The organism is Paeniglutamicibacter kerguelensis (genome assembly GCF_017876535.1).
Taxonomy (GTDB): Bacteria; Actinomycetota; Actinomycetes; order Actinomycetales; family Micrococcaceae; genus Paeniglutamicibacter; species Paeniglutamicibacter kerguelensis.
The window spans coordinates 751,071-772,186 of record NZ_JAGIOF010000001.1 but is presented as its reverse complement, the minus strand read 5'-3'; the positions used below and the strand labels follow the sequence as shown (position 1 = coordinate 772,186).

Below are 21,116 nucleotides of genomic sequence, written 5' to 3'. Positions count from 1 at the left end.
CCATGCTGAGCGCGATCGGCGCCGTGGTCCCCCTTGCCGTCGCCGCGGCGCTGAGCAGCGTACCCATCCTGGCGATGATCGCGTTGCTCCTGTCGGAAAAGGGGCGGAGCTCTGCCCCTTTCTACCTGGTCGGCTGGATCGTCGGCCTCTTCGGGGTTGCCGGCCTCTTCGCCCTGGGGCTCTCCACGGTGTCCCGCCCGTCGTCGCCGACGGACTTCCCCGTGTTCGGTGCGCTGGAGATCATCATTGGCATCGCCTTGTTGGTGTTCGGAGTCGTGTTGATCGTCCGCCAGGCGGATACCCGATCCGGGAGCTCCTGGGCTGCGCGGCTCGCCGGCATCAGCCCGGTCTCGGCAGCCGGTTTGGGTGTGGCGCTGAACCTGCGACCCAAGGCCGTGCTGCTTGCAGCGGCCGCAGGTCTTGCCATCGGGACCAAGAGCCTCAGCGTCTCCGAAGGCATGATGGCTTTGGCGGTGTACACGGCGATCGGCGGCTCAAGCGTCGCCATACCCGTCCTGGCATCCCTGGTGCGTCCCGATGCCATGGAGCCGCGGTTGCGCCAGGTCCTTGGTTGGTTGGAACGGAACCAACACATCGTTGCCGGTGTCGTCGTCCTCTTGGTGGGTGCGCTGATCACAGGCAACGGCTTCACCCACCTCGCCGGCTGAACGGGGCATGCGATTCCACGGGTGCTCGGCAAGCCGGTTTCGGCTAGGCGCTGCCTACCCATTCGACGTGCCCGTCGGCGAAGAACTGTTCCTTCCACACCGGCACGTGCGTCTTGACGGTCTCGACCAGATCGCGGCATGCCTCGAAGGCCTCGCCGCGGTGCGCCGCGGCCGCCGCCGCAACCAGTGCGGCATCCCCGATCTGCAGCTCCCCCACCCGGTGGGCGGCCCAGAGCCGTGTCCCGGGGTGGCGGGAGGCCACCTCGGCAACCAGCTCAAGCATGCGGGCGTTGGCGCTCGGGTGTGCGCTGTAGGCCAGCTTCACGACTTCCTTGCCGCCGTCGTGGTTGCGCACGATGCCGCCGAAGGTGACGACGGCTCCGGTGCGCTCCGACTCCACCGCGTCCCATGCGGTGTTCACGTCAAGGGGCGTGTCGCTGACCGCTGCGTAAACTACCTCGCCCGGTGCGGCGGGATCCTTAGTGGCCATGCCGGCCCTCGATCTGGTCGCAGATGTGCTCGATCAGCGGAGCCAGCACGGTCAGCCCGTCCATCACGCCGGAGGGAGAACCGGGCAGGTTCACGATGAAGGTTTCGCCTGCAATGCCGGCGTGCCCGCGGCTGAGCGCGGCCAGCGGTGTGTTGGCCCGGCCCGTGGCACGCAGCGCCTCCATGATGCCGGGGATCGTGCGGTTCAGCAGCGGCTCGGTTTCCTCCGGGGTGGTGTCGTCCGGGTTCAGCCCGGTGCCGCCGCTGGTGATGATGACCCTCGGGCCCGCCAGCAGCAGGCCCTGCAGGGCGGCGCCGACGCTCGGCCCGTCCGGCACGATGACCGCCGGTATGACGTCGAAGTTGTGTTCCTGGAGCCAGTCGCCGATCACCGGGGCACTGGCGTCCTCGTAGATGCCGAGTGCCGCACGGGTGGAACTGATCAGGATGGCCGCCTTACGCGGGCAGGGCAGTGGTTCGCAGGCGCTCATGCGCGGAGTTCTCCTTGGGGGTTTTCTTGTTGTTGCGGCGCAATGTTCCAGGAACCGGACTTTCCGCCGGACTTGGCCAGCACGCGCATGCCGTCGATGATTGCATGCTTGTCGACGGCCTTGATCATGTCATACAGTGCCAAGGCCGCGGTGCTTACCGCGGTCAGCGCCTCCATTTCCACGCCCGTGACGCCGCGGGTCTTGACGGTGGCCAGGATGCGCACGGACCCGGCCGCCTCGAGCTCGAAGTCGATGACCACCTTGGAAATCGGCAGCGGATGGCACAGCGGAATCAGTTCGGAGGTTTTCTTGGCTCCCATGATGCCGGCGATACGGGCCACGGCCAGGGCGTCTCCCTTGGGCATCCCGGCGGCGGAAACCAAGGCAAGCACCTCGGCTGTAGTGTGCAGCGTTGCCTCTGCCGTTGCCTCACGGCTGGTTTCGACCTTGGCGCTGACATCGACCATGTGGGCGCTACCGTCGGCGCGCACATGCGAAAGCGCGGAAGGGAGTGGTTCCTGGCTCATGAGCCGTCTCCAATGACTAGGGTTTGCACGGTCTGGCCCGCGGCGAGTTCGGTGGTGTCCTCGTCGATGAGGATGAATGCGTTACTGGCTGCAAGCGCCGCCAGAAGGTGGGAGGAAGCACCGCCCAAGGGGGTGAATATCCCGTCCCGGTAGGTGCCGCGGCGCACCTGTAGTTTACCGGGCATCGATCCCATGTCCTCGGTGAGCCGGGCCTCGAGCAGCGGCCTGGCGGGAAGTCTCAGGTGTTCGGCGAGCGCGGGGCGCAGGAAGATTTCGAAGCTGACAAAGGCACTGACCGGGTTGCCGGGGAAGGCGATGAATGCGACGGGATCGCAGCCCGGCAGGGCCAGCGTTCCGCAACCCTGGGGCCCTCCCGGCTGCATGGCCACGGAGCCGAACTCGATGCCGTTTGTTGCCAGCACCTCCTTGACCACGTCGAAGGCCCCCTTGGAGATGCCGCCGCTGCTGATCACCAGGTGGTAGCCGCGCTCGCCGGACGCCAGTGCCGTCCGCAGGGAGTCGGTGAAGAGACTTGGCGAGTCATCGAGCACGCCGACCGTGGTGACGGTGCAGCCTGCCGAGTCGAGGGCCGCGGCCAGCAGGGTGGTGTTGGCGTCGTGGATCTGTCCGGGCCCCAGCTCGCCCCCCGGGGCGACGAGCTCATCGCCGGTGGAAAGGAGCAGCACCGACGGGCGCCGGGTGACTGCGACTTCGCCGATGCCCAGGCCCGCGAGGATTCCCAGCGTGGTGGGCCCCAACCGCGTACCCGCTTCGAGGACCGTGTCCCCCGCGGCGATGTCGCTGCCCTCCACGCGAATGTACGCGCCGTCCTCGGCCGTGGCGGGGAGACTCACGTGGAACCCGGCGGCAAGCTGCGCGGCGTCGGGGAAACGGTCCGGAACCGCCGCTTCGATGGGGATCACCGTGTTGGCGCCGGCCGGGATGGGTGCCCCGGTCATGATGGGAGCGGCATTCCCCCGCTCCAGCGCCGGTGCAGCCTCTCCCGCCGCAATGGGTGCCACAACGCGCAGCCGGCCATTGCCCAGGTCGCCGGTGTGCACCGCGTACCCGTCCATCTGGGAGTTGTCCCACGGCGGCAGCGAGCGCGGGGCACCCAGGGTGGCTGCAAGCCTGCGTCCCCGGGCCTCGCGCAGCCGGACCGTTTCGCTGCCCAGGCCCAGAAGCGCCGCATCGACAAGTTCCCTGATGCTGTCCCGGTGCCCTGCGACGCTGCGGCGGAATGGTGAGTTCATGGCAACCATCCTAGGGTCAACGAAGTGGTTGGTGCGCGGGCGCTCCAATTTTCCCATGGGCGATGAACCGGCCGGACACCATGTCGAGGTGCCATGAAACCGTTGCGGGACCGTCGGCCAGCGAAGGGCAGTCACCGACTGGAACCCTCGCCGTCTTCATCCCGCTTGTCTGGTGTGCGCTCACGCTGTAATGCTCAGCCGAATCCAGAAATGCTGCATCGCCACAGCCACCCGGCATTGCGAACCAGTACAACCCGGATCTTTCGGGCCTTCCACGGGGGACGTAGTGTAGCGATATGCACAGCAGGGGACGCGACCGTTCGATGGGCTGCGCGCCGAACTGGTAACCGCGCGCATGGGCAGCCCCCTATCGCCGCAGCCAAACGTCGTGCACCACGGTTACCGGCGGCCGGCAACGGCAGCGTGGAAATTTCGGAAAGCACCGCGGCAGAGCCGCCGATCACCGAAGGAGCACCATCCATGTCACTCGTCCGCGTACACAACTTCTCCATCTCGCTCGATGGCTTCGGCACAGGTGAGGGACAGAGCAAGGACGCACATTTCGGCCATGCCGGCGACAGGCTGCACGAATGGATGTTCGCCACCCGGTTTTGGCAGCCCGACGGCAGCGGGGGCGTCGACTATGTCTTCGCACGGGAGCACGAGCCGGGGATCGGCGCCGAGATCATGGGTGCCGGCAAGTTCGGACATCCCGGATGGCACGAGGACCCCGAGTGGAAGGGTGCGTGGGGTCCCAACCCGCCGTTCCACACACCGGTCTTCGTCCTCACCCACCACACGCGCCCGTCGATCGAGATGGAGGGCGGCACGACGTTCCACTTCATCGACGCGTCGCCCGCCGAGGCGCTCGAGACGGCCCGGGCGGCCGCGAACGGCAAGGACGTACGCATCGGCGGCGGCCCCACGGTGATCCGCGACTTTCTTGCCGCCGGGCTCATCGACCACATGCACACAGTGGTGGTCCCCATCCTGCTGGGCCGGGGTGTGCGTCTCTGGGACGGGTTGGAGGGCCTCGAGAAGAACTACGTAATCGAGGCCACCTCCTCGCCCAGCGGGGTCACGCACGTGACGTTCACCCGTACGGGTGCCGGAACCGCCTCGACCTGAACCCCGGGGCGCTACCGCATGGCCGGATTCTCCCGGCTGCCTTCAACGCGGCGCCCTCAATGCCCTGCCCCGGCAGCAATCAGCCCGCGGCGTTGGTGGCTTCGTCAATGCTCCCCGTCTCCGGGGGTCCTTCGAGGCGCCGGTAGCGCATCAACAACACACCGGACCGGTACAGCCTTGGCTGCTCGACCAACTCGAACCGGGTGGCGGCCGTGCCATCCGGGAACAACTTCTTTCCCTTGCCGAGCACGACCGGACACACCCAGAGGTTCAACCTGTCGACCAGGCCTTCACGGAACAGGGTCTGCAGCAGGTTCCCGCTGCCCCAGACGTGGATCTGCCGATGCCGCTCGCGCAGCTCGGGCACCTGCCCGGCAGCGTCGGATACCTGCGTGCTGATCTCCCAAGACAGCTCCGGTCTGCCGCGTGAAGCGACGTACTTGGGCACCCGGTTGAAGGTCTGCCCAATCGTGTCCGACTGGCCCTGCCAGTAGGAACGGAAGATGTCGTACGTCGTTCGGCCCAGCAGCAGCGCGTCGGCACCCTGGACATCCGATTCCATCTGTTCGCCGGATTCCGCATCCCAATAGGGACGCTCCCATCCGGCGTATTCGAAGTCCCCGTCCTGCACGTTGGGACCGCCGTTTGCCTGGATCACGCCGTCCATCGTGATGTTCATGTTGACGTGCAGCTCACCCATCGCACCCTTCTCCTCAGCAGGCAGAACAATCCGGTCGTCGCATTACCGGGATTGTTGGTGCAGCAATCTTAAGCGTTCGTCGCGCGTATTGACGCGGGCCAAGCGCACGCATCGGAGTCCCCGCATTCCTCTTGGCAGCGGATGGCCGCCTTCGATCCGGTCGAGGCCTGCACCTGCGCATCAGACCGCCATGACAGCGCCCCAACCCAGGCGCGGCCGGCCGCTGCTACAGCGGAGCGCTCGCAGGTATTTTTCGTGGTTCCCCGCTTCAATGACCACGGCCAGGAAGACGCCTAAACATACGCAAAATCTCCTGTCAGCGCATGGAATACCCTGCATATGCGATGTTTCGCCAAATTCAACTCCGCAAATCAGAAAGGCCATCCGGGGCCTTCCACTGCTGCCCGGCCCACCGCACGGAACAAAGCCGCAGCCAGTGGTCTACCCTCGATATATGGCGACGCAAATAGATACACCCCGCTCCACGACCGTCAGCCTCCCCATGCCCACGATCCTGACCCCGGCCCCTGCCGGCGCCCCCGGGCTAAGCGACAAATTCGGCCGGCAGGCCACCGACCTGCGCATCTCGCTGATCGACAAGTGCAACCTGCGCTGCACCTACTGCATGCCCGCCGACGGTCTGGCTTGGCTCCCCAAGTCCAAGCTGCTCACCCTCGAGGAAATAACCAGGATCGTGCGCATCGGCGTGCGCGACCTCGGCATCCGCGAGCTGCGCCTCACCGGCGGCGAACCGTTGGTCCGCGTGGACCTGGCCCAAATCATTGCAGCAGTCCGTGCCGAGTTCCCGGAGCTGCCCATCTCGCTGACCACCAACGGGGTGGGACTTGCCAAGAAAGCCGCGGCGCTCGCCGAAGCCGGGCTCAGTCGCATCAATGTCTCGCTCGATACCCTGCATGCCGAAACCTTCGCCATGCTCACCCGCCGCGACCACATCGACTCGGTGTTCGAGGGCATCGATGCGGCCCTTGCCGTGGGCCTGGCCCCGGTGAAAATCAACGCGGTGCTGATGCGCGGCATCAACGACGAGCAGGCGCCGGAGCTGCTGGCCTGGGCGCTGGAGCGCGGGCTTGAGCTGCGCTTCATCGAACAGATGCCGCTGGATGCCGACCACACATGGCGCAAGGACAACATGGTCACCGCAGCCCAGTTGCGTGCATACCTGGAACCGCACTTCATCTTGAACCCCGACACCCGGCCGCGCGACGGTGCGCCTGCCGAACGCTTCCTGGTTTCCACGCATGAAGATCCGCAAACGATTCTTGGCGCAGTGGGAATCATTGCCTCGGTGTCCGAACCGTTCTGTTCCGATTGCCGCCGCACCCGCATCACGGCCGAGGGCAAGGTCATGAGCTGCCTGTTCTCGCGCGAGGAAACGGATTTGAGCGCACTGTTGCGCGACGGATCCGGTGACATCGACATTGCCGAACGCTGGCGTGCCGCGATGTGGGGAAAGCCCCGGGCACACGGCATGGACCACGTAGGGCTGGGCTCCAAGGATTTTGTACAATCGGACCGCTCCATGAGCGCCATCGGAGGATAATGCGCATTCGCTATTTTGCGGCAGCCGCCCAGGCTGCCGGCACCCACGAGGAACACCTCGACCTTGATGAATTGCCGGCTGGAACCCCGGACAACGACGGGGAGGCAACCCTGGGGCAAGTACTGGACTTACTCTCGGCACGCGAACCGTTGTCCGCCCCGGTGAGCGGCGACCTGCTGGTACGCCGCACCACGGCGCTGGGCACGGTGTTGCTCCGCTGCAGTTTCCTCATCAACGGAGTCAACGAACAAGATCGTTCCCGGACCCTCAAGCCAACCGACGAACTCGATGTCCTGCCGCCCTTTGCCGGGGGCTAAGAATCACCGCAGATTGAACACCTGAAGAACCACACAGGAAGGCGCCCATGGACCGGAAAGTCCGTGGGCGCCTTCCTGCGTGGCCATACGTGTTTGGCGGTCGGAACCCCGTTTCTTCGGGGCGAAACCGGTGCGGCATGCCCTCGTCAAAACGAGCCGGCGCCGGCACCGTCCGGCCAAAGATTTCGAGATTCCGTGATGTCCTGCGGATTCGTTGCGAAATCCTTGCGAAAACGCGTGATCCCGGCGATCCATCTCGGAATTGCAGGCTCCATTTCCCCTGAACAAAGCCCGAAATCGGGCGTATGGTTTTGAAAGACAGGTAGTTTCCATCACCTTTCATTCTTCTAGACCAAGGATCAGAATAATGAGTGAAAATTCCACCGAAACCGAGTGGGAGGATATCGTTCCTCAAGCCAGTCCACCACTCCAGCGGGCTCTGTCAAACCGCCATATTCAACTCATGGCCATTGGTGGCGCCATTGGCACGGGCTTGTTCATGGGATCCGGAAAGACCATCTCGGTCGCCGGCCCTTCCGTCATTTTCGTGTACATGATCATTGGCTTCATGCTCTTTTTCGTCATGCGCGCCATGGGCGAATTGCTGCTGAGCAACCTCCAGTACAAGAACTTCGGCGACTTCGCCGGCGACATCCTCGGACCGTGGGCCTCGTTCTTCACGGGATGGACCTACTGGTTCTGCTGGATCGTCACGGGCATTGCCGACGTGGTCGCGATCGCGCACTACGTGGCTTTCTGGTGGCCGGACCTCGCCCTTTGGATTCCTGCGCTGACCTGTATCTTGCTCTTGCTCGCCTTGAACCTGCCAACGGTCCGGGCCTTCGGTGAGACCGAGTTCTGGTTTGCGCTGATCAAGATCATTGCCATTATGGGCCTAATCGTCACCGGTCTGGTCATGATCATCACCGGGTTCGAGACCGAGGGCGCCACGGCCTCCTTCGCCAACCTTTGGGAGCACGGCGGGATGTTCCCGACCGGCTTCATGGGCTTCGTGGCCGGATTCCAGATTGCGGTGTTCGCCTTCGTCGGCATCGAGCTGGTAGGTACAGCCGCAGCCGAGACAAAGGATCCGGAAAAGAATCTGCCGCGCGCGGTGAACTCCATCCCCATTCGTGTCCTGCTGTTCTACGTGGGTTCGCTGATCATCTTGATGTCCGTGCGGCCCTGGACCAGCTACAGCGCCGACGAATCGCCGTTCGTGGCCATGTTCGCCCTGGCCGGATTGGTCGGCGCCGCCGGAGTCGTCAACTTCGTTGTTCTGACCTCGGCTACCTCGAGCGCAAACTCGGGCATCTACTCCACGTCCCGCATGGTCTACGGACTGGCCCGCGAGGGGGACGCACCCAAGGGGTTCGGCAAGCTGTCCAGCCGCAAAGTTCCGAAAAACGCGCTGCTCTTCTCCTGCTTCTTCCTGCTGGCCGGCGTTGTGTTGCTGTACGCAGAGGGGTCGGTTGCAGAGGCGTTCACCCTGGTCACCACGATTTCCGCCCTGTGCTTCATGTTCGTATGGACGATGATCATGATTAGCTACATCGTCTACCGCCGTCGCCGCCCGCACCTGCACGAGACCAGCAAATTCAAGATGCCCGGCGGATCGTTCATGCCGTACGTCGTGCTCGCGTTCTTCGGTTTCATCATCTGGGCCTTGACCACTCAGCCAGACACCCTGATGGCGCTGTTCTTCACGCCGATCTGGTTTGTGCTTCTGACCTGTGGTTACCTGATGTTGCGCCGCAACCCGGAGCACGCGAAGATCCGTGCCTTGCACGACGTGAAGGTCGCCCGGGAGCACGAGGAGCGCAAGGCGCGCCTCCAGCCATAAACGCTGCCCGGATGTTCCCGGCAGCAGCCAGGACTGCTGGCTCCTTTCCTTCAAGGAGTCGATTCTTCCGGCCGAAGCGGAATCCCCCGGCGCAAACAAGCGATCCCTGCCCCTCGATTTCTCGAGGTGCAGGGATCGCTTGTTATACGCGCCTTACGCCCGTGTAGGGCTAGACGGTGTTTGGCTAGACAGAGTCGAGTTCACGATCCTGGGTGGTCTTGTGGGAGTGGCTCGAACCGATGACGTCGCCGGCCTTCCATTCGTCCCAGCCCTTCTGGTTCTTCATGAACTCCTCGATCTCGTCCTTGCTGGCTTCGAGCTTCGGGTCGTTCTTGAGGTACCAACGGGTTTCGCGGACGATCAAGCCGGACATGATCAGCAGGCCGATGAGGTTCGGCAACGCCATGAGGCCGTTCATCATGTCGGAGAAGTTCCAGACCGCGGTCAGTTCGGTGGTGCAGCCTACGTAAACAATCAACGAGAAGACCACGCGGAACGGCATGACCGCACGGCGGCCGACGAGGCGCTCGATGTTGCGCTCACCGTAGTAGCACCAGCCCAGGATCGTGGAGAAGGCGAACATGACCAGGCCAATGGTCACGATCCAGTGTCCCCATTCGCCCGGCAGGCCGAAGGTGAAGGCGTAGCCGGTCATCAGCGAGGCCTTGATCTGCTCGCCGGTTTCCGGGTCGACGTAGTTCCAGGCGCCGGTGGTGATGATGACCAGGCCGGTGCAGGTGACAACGATGATGGTGTCGATGAAGGTCTGAGTCATGGAGACCAAGCCCTGGCGCACCGGGTGGGTGGTCTGTGCCGCGGCCGCCGCGATGGCCGCCGAGCCCATGCCCGATTCATTGGAGAAGATGCCGCGTGCCACACCGAACTGCACGGCGATGATGATGGCCGAACCGGCGAAGCCGCCGATTGCCGAGGTGCCGGTGAAGGCGTCAGCAAAGATCTGGCCGATAGCGGCCGGAACCTGGCCAATGTTGGCGATCAGGATGTACAGGGCCGCACCGACGTAGAAGATGATCATGACCGGCACGAAGCCTGCGGTGACCTTGCCGATGGACTTGATGCCGCCGACCAGGACAACCAACGAGAGAACGGTCAGCACGATGCCTGTGGTCCAGGTCGGAACGCTGAAGGAGTTCTCCAGGTTCGCCGCGATCGAGTTGCCCTGGGTCATGTTGCCGATGCCGAAGCAGGCGAGCGTTGCGAAGACGGCGAAGGAAAGCGCCAGCACCTTGCCCAGAGGTCCCCTGATGCCGCGTTCCAGGTAGTACTGCGGTCCGCCGGACTTTTCGCCGGCGGAGTCGGTGGCGCGGTAGCGCACACCCAGGAATGCCTCGGAATACTTTGCAGCCATGCCGACCAGGCCGGTGACCCACATCCAGAACAGCGCGCCGGGGCCGCCGATGCCGATGGCGGTTGCCACGCCGACGATGTTGCCGGTGCCGACGGTTGCGGCCAGCGCCGTGGTCAGTGCCTGGAACTGCGAGATGTCACCTTCGGCGCCGTCGTCCTTGCGCTTGAGCAGGCCCAAGCGAAGGGCCACTCCCAGCTTGAAGAACTGCAGGCCACCCAGGCGGATGGTCAGGTAAAGCCCGGTGCCCAAGAGCAGCGGAATCAACATGAATGGGCCCCAGATGACACTGCTGATGTCACCTAACACCGTTGCGAGATTGTCCATAGTAATGGTTCCAACACTTTCTCGTGCGAGCGAATGAAATATGACGGTGATCGACGTCACAAGTCATTCAGCCTAGTCGAGAACGCAAAAACCTGTGAACAGGGGCACTTTTCCATCCGTCGGTCACGCTGAGCCGGTCACAATTAGCGATAAGCGGTAGAAAGAATCCGCTATGTTACGCAAATGGGCCGTTCGCTCCGGACAAATCCGGTGCGAACGGCCCACGTGGGAACCACAATTGACTTACATTCCGAAGTCGGAGGCCTTGTCGAAGGGACCCACCACGGTGATGGTGCGCGGGCGTGCCGCCAAAAGGGCTGCCAGCTCCTGCACCTGTGCCGGGGTGACGGCCTTGACGCGATCGAGCGACTCGTCGATGTCATGGAAGACGCCGGTGACAAGCTCGGCGCGGCCCAGGCGTGACATGCGCGATCCCGGATCCTCGAGTGCCAGCACCATACCGCCGGACAGCTGTCCTACGGCCTTGCGCAGTTCTTCTTCGGTGATGCCGTCGGCCGCAAGCTTCTCGAGCTCGGCGGCCAGCAGTTTGATCACGCGTTCGGTCTTGGCCGGGGCGCATCCGGCATACATGCCGAAGTAGCCCGCATCGGAGTACGCTGCGGAGAACGAGTAGGTGGAGTACACCAGCCCGCGCTTCTCGCGGATCTCCTGGAACAGGCGCGAGGACATGCCGCCGCCGAGCACGGCGTTGAGCACGCTCATCACGTGGCGTCGCTCATCGGTTGCCACGATGCCGGGGCAACCCATGATGATGTTGACCTGTTCGACAGGTCGGCGAATGACCTCGATGCGCTCCGAACCGGTGATTTCCACGGGCTCGGTGGAACGGCGCGGAACCGGGGTTGCGTCCTCGGGCAGTTCCCAGCCGGCCTCGCGAAGGGCGCTGAGCACCAGGTCGCAGACCACGTCGTGGTCGAGCGAACCGGCGGCGGTGATCACGAGCTCGTCGGGGGTGTAGAAACGGCGGTAGTGTTCCCAGACCGACTCGCGGCTGATGCCGGTGATGGCCTCGGGGGTGCCGCCGATCGGGCGACCCAGGGAGTGCTCCCCCAGTACGGCTTCAACGAAGCGTTCGTGGGCGACGTCCCCCGGATCGTCGGCGTCCATCGCGATTTCCTCGAGGATCACGTCGCGTTCCTGTTCCAATTCATTTGGATCAATAACGGCGGAGGTGATCATGTCGGCGATGACGTCGATTGCCATGGGCAGGTCGGTGTCGAGCACGCGGGCGAAGTAGCAGGTGCTTTCCTTCGCGGTTGCTGCGTTGGATTCGCCGCCTACCTCGTCAAAGGCGGAAGCAATTTCCATCGCGGTGCGTCGCTTGGTGCCCTTGAACAAGAGGTGTTCAAGGAAGTGCGTGGAGCCGTGTTGGCCGTCCTGCTCATCGCGAGAACCCACGCCCACCCAGAAACCGATGGTTGCCGAACGCTGGCCGGGCATAGCCTCGGTCAGCACACGAACACCACCAGGCAAAACGGAGCGGCGCACCAGTGCGCCCCCGGCCTGCCCGTGGATGATTGTGGGGTCTCCCGCCTCGATGGGGGCCGCGGTGTCAGAGACGCCGCGCTCCCCTGCTTTCGCAGGGGATACGCCAACTCCGTCGAGCGGCAGGGGAATCATGACCACTGAGAATGTCCTTTACTGTCCACAAAAAATTGGGTGAGTCGCACTTGGTAGAGCGCGAAACGCATTTATCCATTCTTCCACAGTGCCACCGCTTCGCAGTCTGGCTATGAGGGGCCTCTCATTTCCGGACGGGCTGCCGCCAAAAATTCATGCATGCCCTGACGCTTAAAGAATAATCCCGGCCCACCAAAAGGCGGACCGGGATTTTTCTAGCCTAGGAAACTAAGTTTTCCTACTCGGCTGATTCGGCGGAGGCTTCGTCCTCTGCCACAACCGGGGCCAACGAAAGCTTTCCGCGATCATCGACCTTGGTGATTTCGACCTGGAGCTTCTGGCCCACGGAGACAACGTCTTCGACGTCATCCACGCGCTTGCCACCGGCGAGCTTGCGCAGCTCGGAGATGTGCAGCAGGCCGTCCTTGCCCGGGGTCAGGGAAACGAACGCACCGAAGGTGGTCAGCTTCACGACGGTGCCAAGGTAGCGTTCGCCGATTTCCGGAACCTGTGGGTTTGCAATGGCGTTCACTGCGGAACGAGCGGCTTCTGCCGACTCGCCGTTGGTGGCGCCAATGAGGACGGTTCCGTCGTCCTCGATGGAGATATCCGCTCCGGTATCTTCCTGGATCTGGTTGATCATCTTGCCCTTCGGGCCGATGACCTCGCCAATCTTGTCAACCGGGATCTTCACGGAGATGATGCGCGGTGCGTAGGTCGACAGCTCATCCGGGGTGTCAATGGCCTGGTTCAGGACGTTGAGGATGTGCAGACGTGCCTCGCGTGCCTGGGTCAGCGCAGCTGCCAGGACCGATGCCGGGATGCCGTCAAGCTTGGTGTCAAGCTGGATGGCGGTGATGAACTCGGCGGTACCTGCAACCTTGAAGTCCATGTCACCCATGGCGTCTTCGGCGCCGAGGATGTCGGTCAGGGCCGCGTAGCGGGTCTGACCGTCAACTTCGTCGGAAACCAAGCCCATGGCGATGCCGGCAACGGCAGCGCGCAGCGGGACGCCGGCGTTGAGCAGCGACAGGGTCGATGCGCAAACCGAGCCCATCGAGGTCGAGCCGTTGGAGCTCAATGCCTCGGAGACCTGGCGGATGGCGTACGGGAATTCCTCGCGGGACGGCAGCACCGGCATGATGGCGCGTTCTGCCAGGGCACCGTGGCCGATTTCGCGGCGCTTCGGGGAACCCACGCGGCCGGTTTCACCGGTCGAGTACGGCGGGAAGTTGTAGTTGTGCATGTAGCGCTTGCGCGTTACAGGCGACAGCGAGTCGATCTGCTGTTCCATCTTGAGCATGTTCAAGGTGGTGACGCCCATGATCTGGGTTTCGCCACGCTCGAAGATCGCCGAACCGTGGACGCGGGGAAGAACCTCGACCTCGGCGGTGAGCTTGCGGATGTCGGACAGGCCGCGGCCGTCCATGCGGACCTGGTCGGTCAGGATGCGCTGGCGCACAACGTGCTTGGTCAGCGAACCGAAGGCCTTGGAGATCTCGCCTGCGCGGGTCTCGAAGGCGGTGCCCTCGGCTGCGAGCTCGGCAACTACCTCGTCCTTGTAAGCGGAAGCGGCGTTGTCGCGCTCCTGCTTGCCGGCGATCTGGTAGATCTCGGTCAGCTTGGCGGTGGCCTTGGCCTCGACAGCTGCGTAGGCGTCTTCTTCGTAATCGCGGAAGACAGGGAACTCAACGGTTGGCTTGGCGGCGCGTGCTGCCAGGTCTGCCTGTGCGTCGCACAGTGCCTTGATGAACGGCTTTGCAGCCTCAAGGCCCTGGGCAACAACCTCTTCGGTCGGGGCGGTGGCGCCCTGTTCCTTGATGAGGTTCCAAGAGTTGTCGGTTGCTTCGGCTTCAACCATCATGATGGCAACGTCGTCGCCAGCGATGCGGCCGGCTACGACCATGTTGAAGACGGCGTTTTCCAGCTGGCTGTGCTTCGGGAAGGCAACCCACTGGGCACCGTTTCCGTCGTCAACCAAGGCAACGCGAACGCCACCGATCGGGCCGGAGAACGGCAGACCGGAAAGCTGGGTCGACATCGAGGATGCGTTGATGGCAACCACGTCGTAGAGCTCGTCCGGGTTGATTGCCAGGACGGTGACAACGATCTGTACTTCGTTGCGCAGGCCCTTGACGAATGCCGGGCGCAGCGGGCGGTCCATCAGACGGCAAGCCAAGATGGCTTCGGTCGACGGACGGCCTTCGCGGCGGAAGAAGCTGCCCGGGATGCGGCCGGCAGCGTACATGCGCTCCTCGACGTCCACGGTCAGCGGGAAGAAGTCGAAGCCTTCGCGCGGGTGCTTGCCGGCGGTGGTTGCCGAGAGCAGTGCGGTGTCTTCGTCGATGTAAACCATGGCTGCACCTGCAGCCTGCTGGGCCAAACGACCGGTTTCGAAGCGGATAACTCGCTTGCCGTATCGACCGTTGTCGATCACGGCCTCTGCGAATTGAATTTCTGGACCCTCCATGTGGGGGCATTCCTTTCGATCGCTCCCCGGGGAATGCAGCGAACCGATGTGCCCTGCCCGGATCTGGTCTTCGATCGAGACTCGCGCTACATGATGAATCAGAGCGAAAGCCACTACCGAGGACCGCGATCTGTGCGGCGGGGACCTGCGGTGGCATGGTCCGGGGAGTAATTGTTTGTATTGGTTTTCCGCAATACACGGACAACCACGTATAAGACTACCGGGAATCGAGGCAAGTTGCAGTTCTCCACACCACACCGTGTTGGCGTTGCTCGGTACAGAAACGAATCTGGCGTCTCAGTACCTCAGGCGCCGCAATACACGCCCATTGGCGATCGCACGGCCTACTGGTAGGAGACGAACCACGGCTTCGGGTCGATGTCGAAGGTCTGCTCCGGGGTGAACGTTGGGGAGTCCTCGTCAATGAAGTTCTTCCACGCCATCCTGATGCCGTCGGGCAGGTCGCGGCGCAGGTTCTCCCACGTCCCCATTTTCATCCCCGGTGAGCCGTGGCCGTCGGCGTGCACGACCATCGCCAGTTCGGGGTGCGAAGTGTCCAGCGTGGAGCGATTGCGGATCATGCTCTGCGTGAACTGGTGCAGGATGACGACCTTCTGCGGCAGTTGGTGCTCGCGCGTCAGCTCAGCCAACCAATCGTTGGCTCGGTTGAGCTCGGCGGCATCAACGGAGCCGATCTGGACCATGTGCCGCTGGTTGGGCTTGAGCCTCCACTCGGGGTCGTAGGCGATGCCGACGTTGGGGTAGGACAGCAGCTTTTCGTAGCGCTTAGCCTGGGTCAGGAAGTCGTTGCGACCCGGTTGCAGGTCAAGCACCACGTACACCCCTGCCGCCTCGGCTGCCTTCACCCAGGGTTCGAGTCGCTCCACGGGAACGTAGCTGGAGTACTTCCCGTCATCGCCGGCGGACGCCGAAGCGACGGTCGCAATGATCTCGAAGGCCGGCTGGACCTTTTCCTTGCTATGGGGCTGGTATTCCGCGGCGTACTTCTTGGCGAGTTTGATGGCCGCATCGACGTCCTGTTCACCGAGCAAACCCAGTGAAGAGGTCCCGGGCGTCCCGTACAGCGCGACCATGCGCCGGTCCGGGAACACGAGCTGCCCGCCGCCGGGAAGTTGCTTTCCTCCGGCAGCCGTTGCCGCCAGGGCCGAGAAATCCTCGGCATTACCGAACCCGTTGCCGATCGCGTACAGTTCCGATTCCGCGTGCTTCTGGAAGAATTCCTGGTTCTTCGCTGCCCTCGGGTCAGGCGATTCCATGGTGAAATGGTCGGCCCCTGCGGCTTGGGCCGTGGCCAGGGCGGGACCTGCCGCTTCCGCGTCCTTGTCCCCCGAGCGCACGACGACGGCGAAGCCGGACTCCGTGGTGCCTCCGGCCGGATCGATATCAGGCAAGTCGGCGTCTGGCACTGACCCGTCAACGACTTCCCGGCCCCCTACCAGTGAATCGGAAAGGGCTCCGTGGGCAATGAGGGTGCGCGCGCCCAAACGCTCCAGCTCGGTGGCGAAAGCCTTCTGATCCGAAGTGTCCTCCAGCGCGTCCTCGGGTGCTACGAGCAGCGGAACGCCGAGTTCACGGGCCTGCCCGGCGGCGGCGTCCTCCGCGCCGTCGTTGCCCAACACAACAACGGCGGGTGTCTTTTCGAAGAACGCTTGGCTTGCTTTCAGTGCCATTTCCTCGGAATTGCCCTCGATCCGGCTGACTTCGGAGACAGGATCGGCCAACACCACGCTGTCTTGGTTTCCCTGAGACCGGGCGCCGGCGTCGTCGCCCGGATCCGCTGCGGTGCACCCGGCCGCGACCAGAACCAGGGCTAGCCCGGAAGCGGCCGCAGCGAGACGGCCCTTTGCCCGAATCGTCATGTCTTTTCTCCCTTGTCGACCATCAGCCAAAGATTTTCACCGGCATCGTCTTGTGGTTTCTTCATAAACGGATATCGCCTCGGAACCGTTGGAGCGGACCCAAGCACGGCAACCACTAAAAGAGAGCGATCCCAATTACCGACCCTAGCAACAACTTCCCATTGGTAGCCGGATTTCCCACACCCGCGCCGTCAGCGCGACGGCCACCGATGATCCGTTCTGCCGGGCGGCTGACTCTCCTGGCGCTCGGATCCGGGACCGTGGGCCTGCCCTGGGCCTATCCTGAACCATGGGCGTTTATGTTCTCGTTGCCTTTGTCGTACCCGTGCAAGCCGGCTTGGTCTTCCCCCGGTCCAACTGGCCGCTGCACATCACTTTGGTGCGCTTCGATACCCGGGAAACCGCCGACGACATACGCGCCCGGCTCGATGGCGTGTTGCCGGCACAACTGGGCTTTGACGTGCTCATCGGCTCGGACGCGCAGTTCGGCCGCAACGCGTCCGTGCCGGTCTCGCTGGTGGAACCGGAGCCGGCCCTGCAGCGGCTCCATACCGCCGCGCTGGAGTCGCTGGGACCGCAGGTCCACCTGCCCGGCGCGCAGCACAACCGCTCGAACTATCGCCCGCACGTCACCCATGCCGGCACACGCCTGCTGCCCGGGGACCAGGTCCGGATCCGGCAGGCAGCGCTGGTGGATTTGCGTCCGGATAACGACCCGCTGCTGCGCCGGGTCGTGGCCATCTGGGAACCCGATTCTGACACCGAGTAGGACACATTCCCCCGCCGATTATTGCCCGCCCGGTGCAGCGAAGATCGCACGTGCCAACGGCTTCGTCGTGACGTACCAGTGGCGGGCCAGCACCAATTCGGACGCTTCGAAAGCAGCCCGTTCCAAGAAGGCAACGAGTACCATGCAAACCTCAGGTTGGCGGCGGTCTTCAATGATGAATTCGGACGGGTCACAGCAGTATTTGCGGCTCGTCGGAGAACAGGTTCCAGGCCGGTCCAAGCAACATCGACGTCGAAGATTCCGCGAAATCACGGCATTGCCGGCGAAACTCCCACCCGACATGCGGCGCTAACACATCCACAAAATGTCGAAATAGGGTGGAATGCATGGCTACAGAATTCGCAGTGAAAAACATCGAAGACCAAACCAGAAAACTCCTCGACGGACGAGTCCAGTCCATCCGCCACCTGGTGACCGCACGACTCAAGATCACCGAGATCCAAACACAACTTGAAAATGCCCAACGCGAAGACGCACGCCTCTATGCGGCGGCCCAGCGCACCGGATGGTCCCCCGACGAATTGCGCAAGCTAGGCATCGCCGAACCCGTCCAAAGCACCCGTCCCGGGATGCACGCCGCAGCAAAAAACGAGTACATTGTCCCCGGCAACCCGGTGCCGACATCCCCTGAGGAAAACTAGGAACCCATCCGCGGGGAAGGGCATAACACAGATGTTCTGCGCTTCCCTGCGGCCCTGCACACGCACTGCCCACCACAGCCCTCAACATCCTCACAGGGCGCCGGGTGATGCCCGCAGCTGTCAGAGTTCGATAGTTCGGGCATGAATTTTCCCCCGGGAGGCAACCGCGTCTGCGGCGCACCACGTTGATCACGCTCCGCAGCAACGAACGCATCAGGTCCGGGGACGATCCGGAGAGAGCCTCCGTGGGCAGTCCGGAAGGGCCGACAATAAGGGGCGCGGTCACCGCGATGATTCCATTCGAGTGGGTTGCAAGAGCTTCCTCGACGGATCACACGGTGGCCGCGTCTTTGTCATCAGCGACGACCGCGGCAACCACGCGCCATGCCGGACCCAGCCGGACGCAGCGAAACCGGGCGGCCGGATCGCCGCGCAAATGGACTGTCCCTTCTGCGCCCGAACCTCTTCCCCACTTGGGCGCGGGGCGGCTAGGCTGGGCGCAAGCTGCCCCCAGCCGGCCCCGAACCCGGTACGCGCACCCTAGGAGAGTTCAATGAAGAAGCTCATCAACGACCCCAAGAACGTCGTCACCGAGGCGGTCGAGGGATTCGCGGCCGCGCACGCCGACATCGTGCGTGCCTCAACCGACCCGATCTACCTCGTGAGGTCCGACGCCCCCTCAAACAAGGTCGGCATCGTCTCGGGCGGCGGAAGCGGCCATGAGCCGATGCACGGCGGATTCGTCGGATACGGGATGCTCGACGCGGCCGTCCCCGGCGCCGTCTTCACCTCGCCCACCCCGGATCCCATCGTGGCCGCGACGGCGGCGGTGAACGGCGGCCGCGGGGTGCTGCACATCGTCAAGAACTACACCGGTGACGTGCTCAACTTCGAGACAGCGGCCGACCTCGCCGGCGCGGACGGCATCGAGGTGCGCAGCGTGATCGTCAATGACGACGTCGCGGTCAAGGACTCGCTGTACACCGCCGGCCGCCGCGGCGTGGCGGGCACGGTGCTCGTCGAGAAGATCGCCGGGGCGGCTGCCCAGCGCGGAGACTCCCTCGAGGAGGTGACCGCTGTCGCCGAGAAGGTGATCGGCCAGGTGCGTTCGATGGGCGTGGCGCTGACCCCCTGCGTCGTTCCGCACGCGGGGGAACCGAGCTTCACGCTGGCAGACGACGAGATCGAGATCGGCATCGGCATCCACGGCGAACCGGGGCGGGAGCGGGTCAAGCTGCAGCCGGCCGACGCGATCGTCGACCGGCTGCTCGGCCCGATCCTCGACGACATCCCGTTCGCGTCCGGTGACAAGGTGCTCCTGATGGTGAACGGGATGGGCGGGACCCCGCAGGTCGAGCTGTACATCGTCTACCGCCACGCGGCGAAGGTGCTTGCCGAGCGCGGGATCGAGGTCGCCCGGTCACTCGTGGGCAACTTCACGACGTCGCTCGAGATGCAGGGGATGTCGATCTCGGTCCTCAAACTCGACGATGCCCTGACCGAGCTGTGGGACGCCCCCGTCCAGACGGCCGCCCTACGCTGGGGCCGCTGACCTGTGGCCACTACCCGTGACGACAACCAGGGACCATGACCAGTGACCGCGACCCGACCCGACCCGACGAAAGGAAACCCGATGAGCTTGGGTGTCGACTGGATGATCGACTGGGTGAGGACGAGCGCCGTCGTCATCGCCGCCCACCGGGTGGAGCTGATCACCCTGGACCGGGACATCGGCGACGGCGACCACGGAGAGAACATGGACCGCGGCTTCTCCGCCGTCATCGCCAAGCTCGATACCCTGCCGGCGGATGCCATCCCCGCCGACGTGCTCAAGCTCGTGGCGACGACACTCATCTCCACGGTCGGCGGGGCGGCGGGACCGCTGTACGGAACCGCGTACCTGAAGGCGGCCGGCGCCGTGGCCGGGTTGGTCGAACTCGATGGCGGCGCGCTCGCCGCGCTGCTCCGGGCGGCGAGGGACGGCATCGTGCTCCGCGGGAAGGCCGAGAGCGGCGACAAGACCATGGTTGACGTCTGGACCCCCGCGGTCGACGCCGCCGATGCCGCCGTCGGGCGGGGCGTCGATGTCGCCGCGGTGCTCGCGGCCGCCGCGGACGCGGCGGAGCAGGGTGCGGTGGCGACCGAGCCGCTCGTCGCGCGCAAGGGGCGCGCCAGCTATCTGGGCGAACGTGCGATCGGGCATCGCGACCCCGGTGCCCAGTCGACGGCTCTGCTGCTGCGGGCGGCGGCCGACACCGCCAGCGGAACGGCGTCGCCATGACCGTCGGTCTCGTCTTCGTCTCCCACAGCGCCAAGATCGCCGACGGATTGGTCGACCTGGCCCGGCAGATGGCACCGGATGTTTCCCTGGTGGCCGCAGGTGGAATGGACGACGGCGGCATCGGCACGAGTTTCGATCTCGTGACCGCCGCCATCGCGCGGGCCCAGTCCGGGGACGGCGTGGTCATCCTCTGCGACCTCGGCTCCGCCATCCTCACCGCCGAGACAGCGCTCGACTTCCTCGATGACGACGAACGGTCCCGAGTGGGCATCGTCGACGCCCCACTCGTCGAAGGCGGGGTCGTCGCCGCCGTCGCGGCTCAGACCGGCGCTGACCTCGACGGCGTCGCGGCTGCCGCCCGGACCGCTGTTCCGACGGCCGTGGCCCCTTCGCCGGCCGCTGGGGCCACGGAATCCCCCGCGTACTCACGAGTGGTGACCCTCGTCAACCGCGACGGCCTCCATGCGCGTCCGGCAGCCGACTTCGTGACTCTCGCCGGCACCTTCCCATCGGAGGTCACGGTGAACGGCCAGGATGCGACGAGCCTGCTCGCGATCATGGCTCTTGGTCTCGTCCGCGGTAGCGACGTGGAGATCGCCACCGCGGACCCCGAGGGCAGGAACGCCGTCGATGCCCTCGCCGCTCTCTTGGCATCCGGTTTCGGAGAAGGCTGAGCGGACCGGCGTTGTCGAGTCTCTTTCGTGTATTGATACCTATACAACTTGTGTCGTTCATGGCGCGGA

Annotated in this window: 19 protein-coding genes; 10 read left to right on the top strand and 9 right to left on the bottom strand. The window is 64.3% G+C overall.

From position 1 onward, the window contains the following. Window positions 1–2: 2 nt before the first annotated feature. Window positions 3–668, top strand: coding sequence for a GAP family protein (locus JOF47_RS03410; RefSeq protein WP_209995961.1), 666 nt, complete (start codon window positions 3–5; stop codon window positions 666–668). 43 nt (window positions 669–711) lie between these two features. Here the strand turns inward: JOF47_RS03410 and JOF47_RS03405 are convergent, their stop codons facing one another. The 4 genes from JOF47_RS03405 to JOF47_RS03390 are packed head-to-tail and all read right to left on the bottom strand — an operon-like array spanning window position 712 to window position 3,428. Next, complete coding sequence (locus JOF47_RS03405; protein ID WP_209995959.1) at window positions 712–1,158, bottom strand: molybdenum cofactor biosynthesis protein MoaE; 447 nt, start codon at window positions 1,156–1,158, stop codon at window positions 712–714. Next, window positions 1,148–1,648, bottom strand: coding sequence for a MogA/MoaB family molybdenum cofactor biosynthesis protein (locus tag JOF47_RS03400; RefSeq protein ID WP_209995957.1), 501 nt, complete (start codon window positions 1,646–1,648; stop codon window positions 1,148–1,150). The genes JOF47_RS03405 and JOF47_RS03400 overlap by 11 nt, the downstream gene beginning before the upstream one ends. Beyond that, window positions 1,645–2,175, bottom strand: a complete 531-nt coding sequence (moaC, locus tag JOF47_RS03395) for a cyclic pyranopterin monophosphate synthase MoaC (RefSeq protein WP_209995955.1) — start codon at window positions 2,173–2,175, stop codon at window positions 1,645–1,647. Before moaC ends, JOF47_RS03400 begins: the two co-directional genes overlap by 4 nt. Beyond that, a complete protein-coding gene (locus JOF47_RS03390; protein WP_209995954.1) occupies window positions 2,172–3,428 on the bottom strand; it encodes a molybdopterin molybdotransferase MoeA in 1,257 nt (418 codons plus the stop codon). Before JOF47_RS03390 ends, moaC begins: the two co-directional genes overlap by 4 nt. A 480-nt stretch (window positions 3,429–3,908) precedes the next feature. Between JOF47_RS03390 and JOF47_RS03385 the strand changes: the two genes are divergently transcribed. Continuing rightward, a complete protein-coding gene (locus tag JOF47_RS03385) occupies window positions 3,909–4,556 on the top strand; it encodes a dihydrofolate reductase family protein (protein ID WP_209995953.1) in 648 nt (215 codons plus the stop codon). 79 nt (window positions 4,557–4,635) lie between these two features. On the opposite strand, the gene JOF47_RS03380 is transcribed toward JOF47_RS03385, so the two are convergent. Beyond that, on the bottom strand, window positions 4,636–5,256 hold the full coding sequence (locus JOF47_RS03380) for a dihydrofolate reductase family protein (protein ID WP_209995952.1): 621 nt from the start codon (window positions 5,254–5,256) through the stop codon (window positions 4,636–4,638). Between the two features lie 454 nt (window positions 5,257–5,710). Here JOF47_RS03380 and moaA point away from each other — a divergent pair, with 454 nt between their 5' ends. The 3 genes from moaA (at window position 5,711) to cycA (ending at window position 8,977) form a co-directional block, all read left to right on the top strand. Then, window positions 5,711–6,817, top strand: a complete 1,107-nt coding sequence (moaA, locus tag JOF47_RS03375) for a GTP 3',8-cyclase MoaA (protein WP_425354912.1) — start codon at window positions 5,711–5,713, stop codon at window positions 6,815–6,817. Further along, window positions 6,817–7,134 carry a MoaD/ThiS family protein gene (locus tag JOF47_RS03370; protein ID WP_209995951.1) on the top strand — a complete coding sequence of 106 codons (318 nt, stop codon included), beginning with the start codon at window positions 6,817–6,819 and terminating at the stop codon, window positions 7,132–7,134. The genes moaA and JOF47_RS03370 overlap by 1 nt, the downstream gene beginning before the upstream one ends. Before the next feature lie 367 nt (window positions 7,135–7,501). Then, on the top strand, window positions 7,502–8,977 hold the full coding sequence (gene cycA / locus JOF47_RS03365) for a D-serine/D-alanine/glycine transporter (RefSeq protein ID WP_209995950.1): 1,476 nt from the start codon (window positions 7,502–7,504) through the stop codon (window positions 8,975–8,977). A gap of 184 nt (window positions 8,978–9,161) precedes the next feature. Here cycA and JOF47_RS03360 read toward each other — a convergent pair whose 3' ends face one another. From JOF47_RS03360 to JOF47_RS03345, 4 genes are all read right to left on the bottom strand, one after another. Beyond that, the gene (locus JOF47_RS03360) at window positions 9,162–10,670 is read right to left on the bottom strand and encodes an alanine/glycine:cation symporter family protein (RefSeq protein ID WP_209995949.1); all 1,509 of its coding nucleotides are present in this window, start codon (window positions 10,668–10,670) and stop codon (window positions 9,162–9,164) included. A 243-nt stretch (window positions 10,671–10,913) separates the two neighbouring features. After that, window positions 10,914–12,317, bottom strand: a complete 1,404-nt coding sequence (locus JOF47_RS03355; RefSeq protein WP_342592700.1) for a M16 family metallopeptidase — start codon at window positions 12,315–12,317, stop codon at window positions 10,914–10,916. A gap of 232 nt (window positions 12,318–12,549) precedes the next feature. Next, window positions 12,550–14,781 carry a polyribonucleotide nucleotidyltransferase gene (locus tag JOF47_RS03350; protein ID WP_209995947.1) on the bottom strand — a complete coding sequence of 744 codons (2,232 nt, stop codon included), beginning with the start codon at window positions 14,779–14,781 and terminating at the stop codon, window positions 12,550–12,552. 344 nt (window positions 14,782–15,125) lie between these two features. Then, a complete protein-coding gene (locus JOF47_RS03345; RefSeq protein WP_209995946.1) occupies window positions 15,126–16,661 on the bottom strand; it encodes a hypothetical protein in 1,536 nt (511 codons plus the stop codon). Between the two features lie 289 nt (window positions 16,662–16,950). Here JOF47_RS03345 and JOF47_RS03340 point away from each other — a divergent pair, with 289 nt between their 5' ends. The 5 genes from JOF47_RS03340 (at window position 16,951) to dhaM (ending at window position 21,047) form a co-directional block, all read left to right on the top strand. Continuing rightward, window positions 16,951–17,430 carry a 2'-5' RNA ligase family protein gene (locus JOF47_RS03340; protein WP_209995945.1) on the top strand — a complete coding sequence of 160 codons (480 nt, stop codon included), beginning with the start codon at window positions 16,951–16,953 and terminating at the stop codon, window positions 17,428–17,430. 347 nt (window positions 17,431–17,777) lie between these two features. Further along, on the top strand, window positions 17,778–18,092 hold the full coding sequence (locus JOF47_RS03335) for a hypothetical protein (protein ID WP_210001873.1): 315 nt from the start codon (window positions 17,778–17,780) through the stop codon (window positions 18,090–18,092). Between the two features lie 553 nt (window positions 18,093–18,645). After that, the gene (dhaK, locus tag JOF47_RS03330) at window positions 18,646–19,644 is read left to right on the top strand and encodes a dihydroxyacetone kinase subunit DhaK (protein WP_209995944.1); all 999 of its coding nucleotides are present in this window, start codon (window positions 18,646–18,648) and stop codon (window positions 19,642–19,644) included. A gap of 81 nt (window positions 19,645–19,725) precedes the next feature. Then, window positions 19,726–20,373 (top strand): dihydroxyacetone kinase subunit DhaL, encoded by a 648-nt coding sequence (gene dhaL / locus JOF47_RS03325; RefSeq protein WP_209995943.1) that lies wholly within the window; start codon window positions 19,726–19,728, stop codon window positions 20,371–20,373. Continuing rightward, the gene (gene dhaM, locus JOF47_RS03320; protein ID WP_209995942.1) at window positions 20,370–21,047 is read left to right on the top strand and encodes a dihydroxyacetone kinase phosphoryl donor subunit DhaM; all 678 of its coding nucleotides are present in this window, start codon (window positions 20,370–20,372) and stop codon (window positions 21,045–21,047) included. The genes dhaL and dhaM overlap by 4 nt, the downstream gene beginning before the upstream one ends. The last annotated feature ends 69 nt before the right edge of the window (window positions 21,048–21,116 follow it).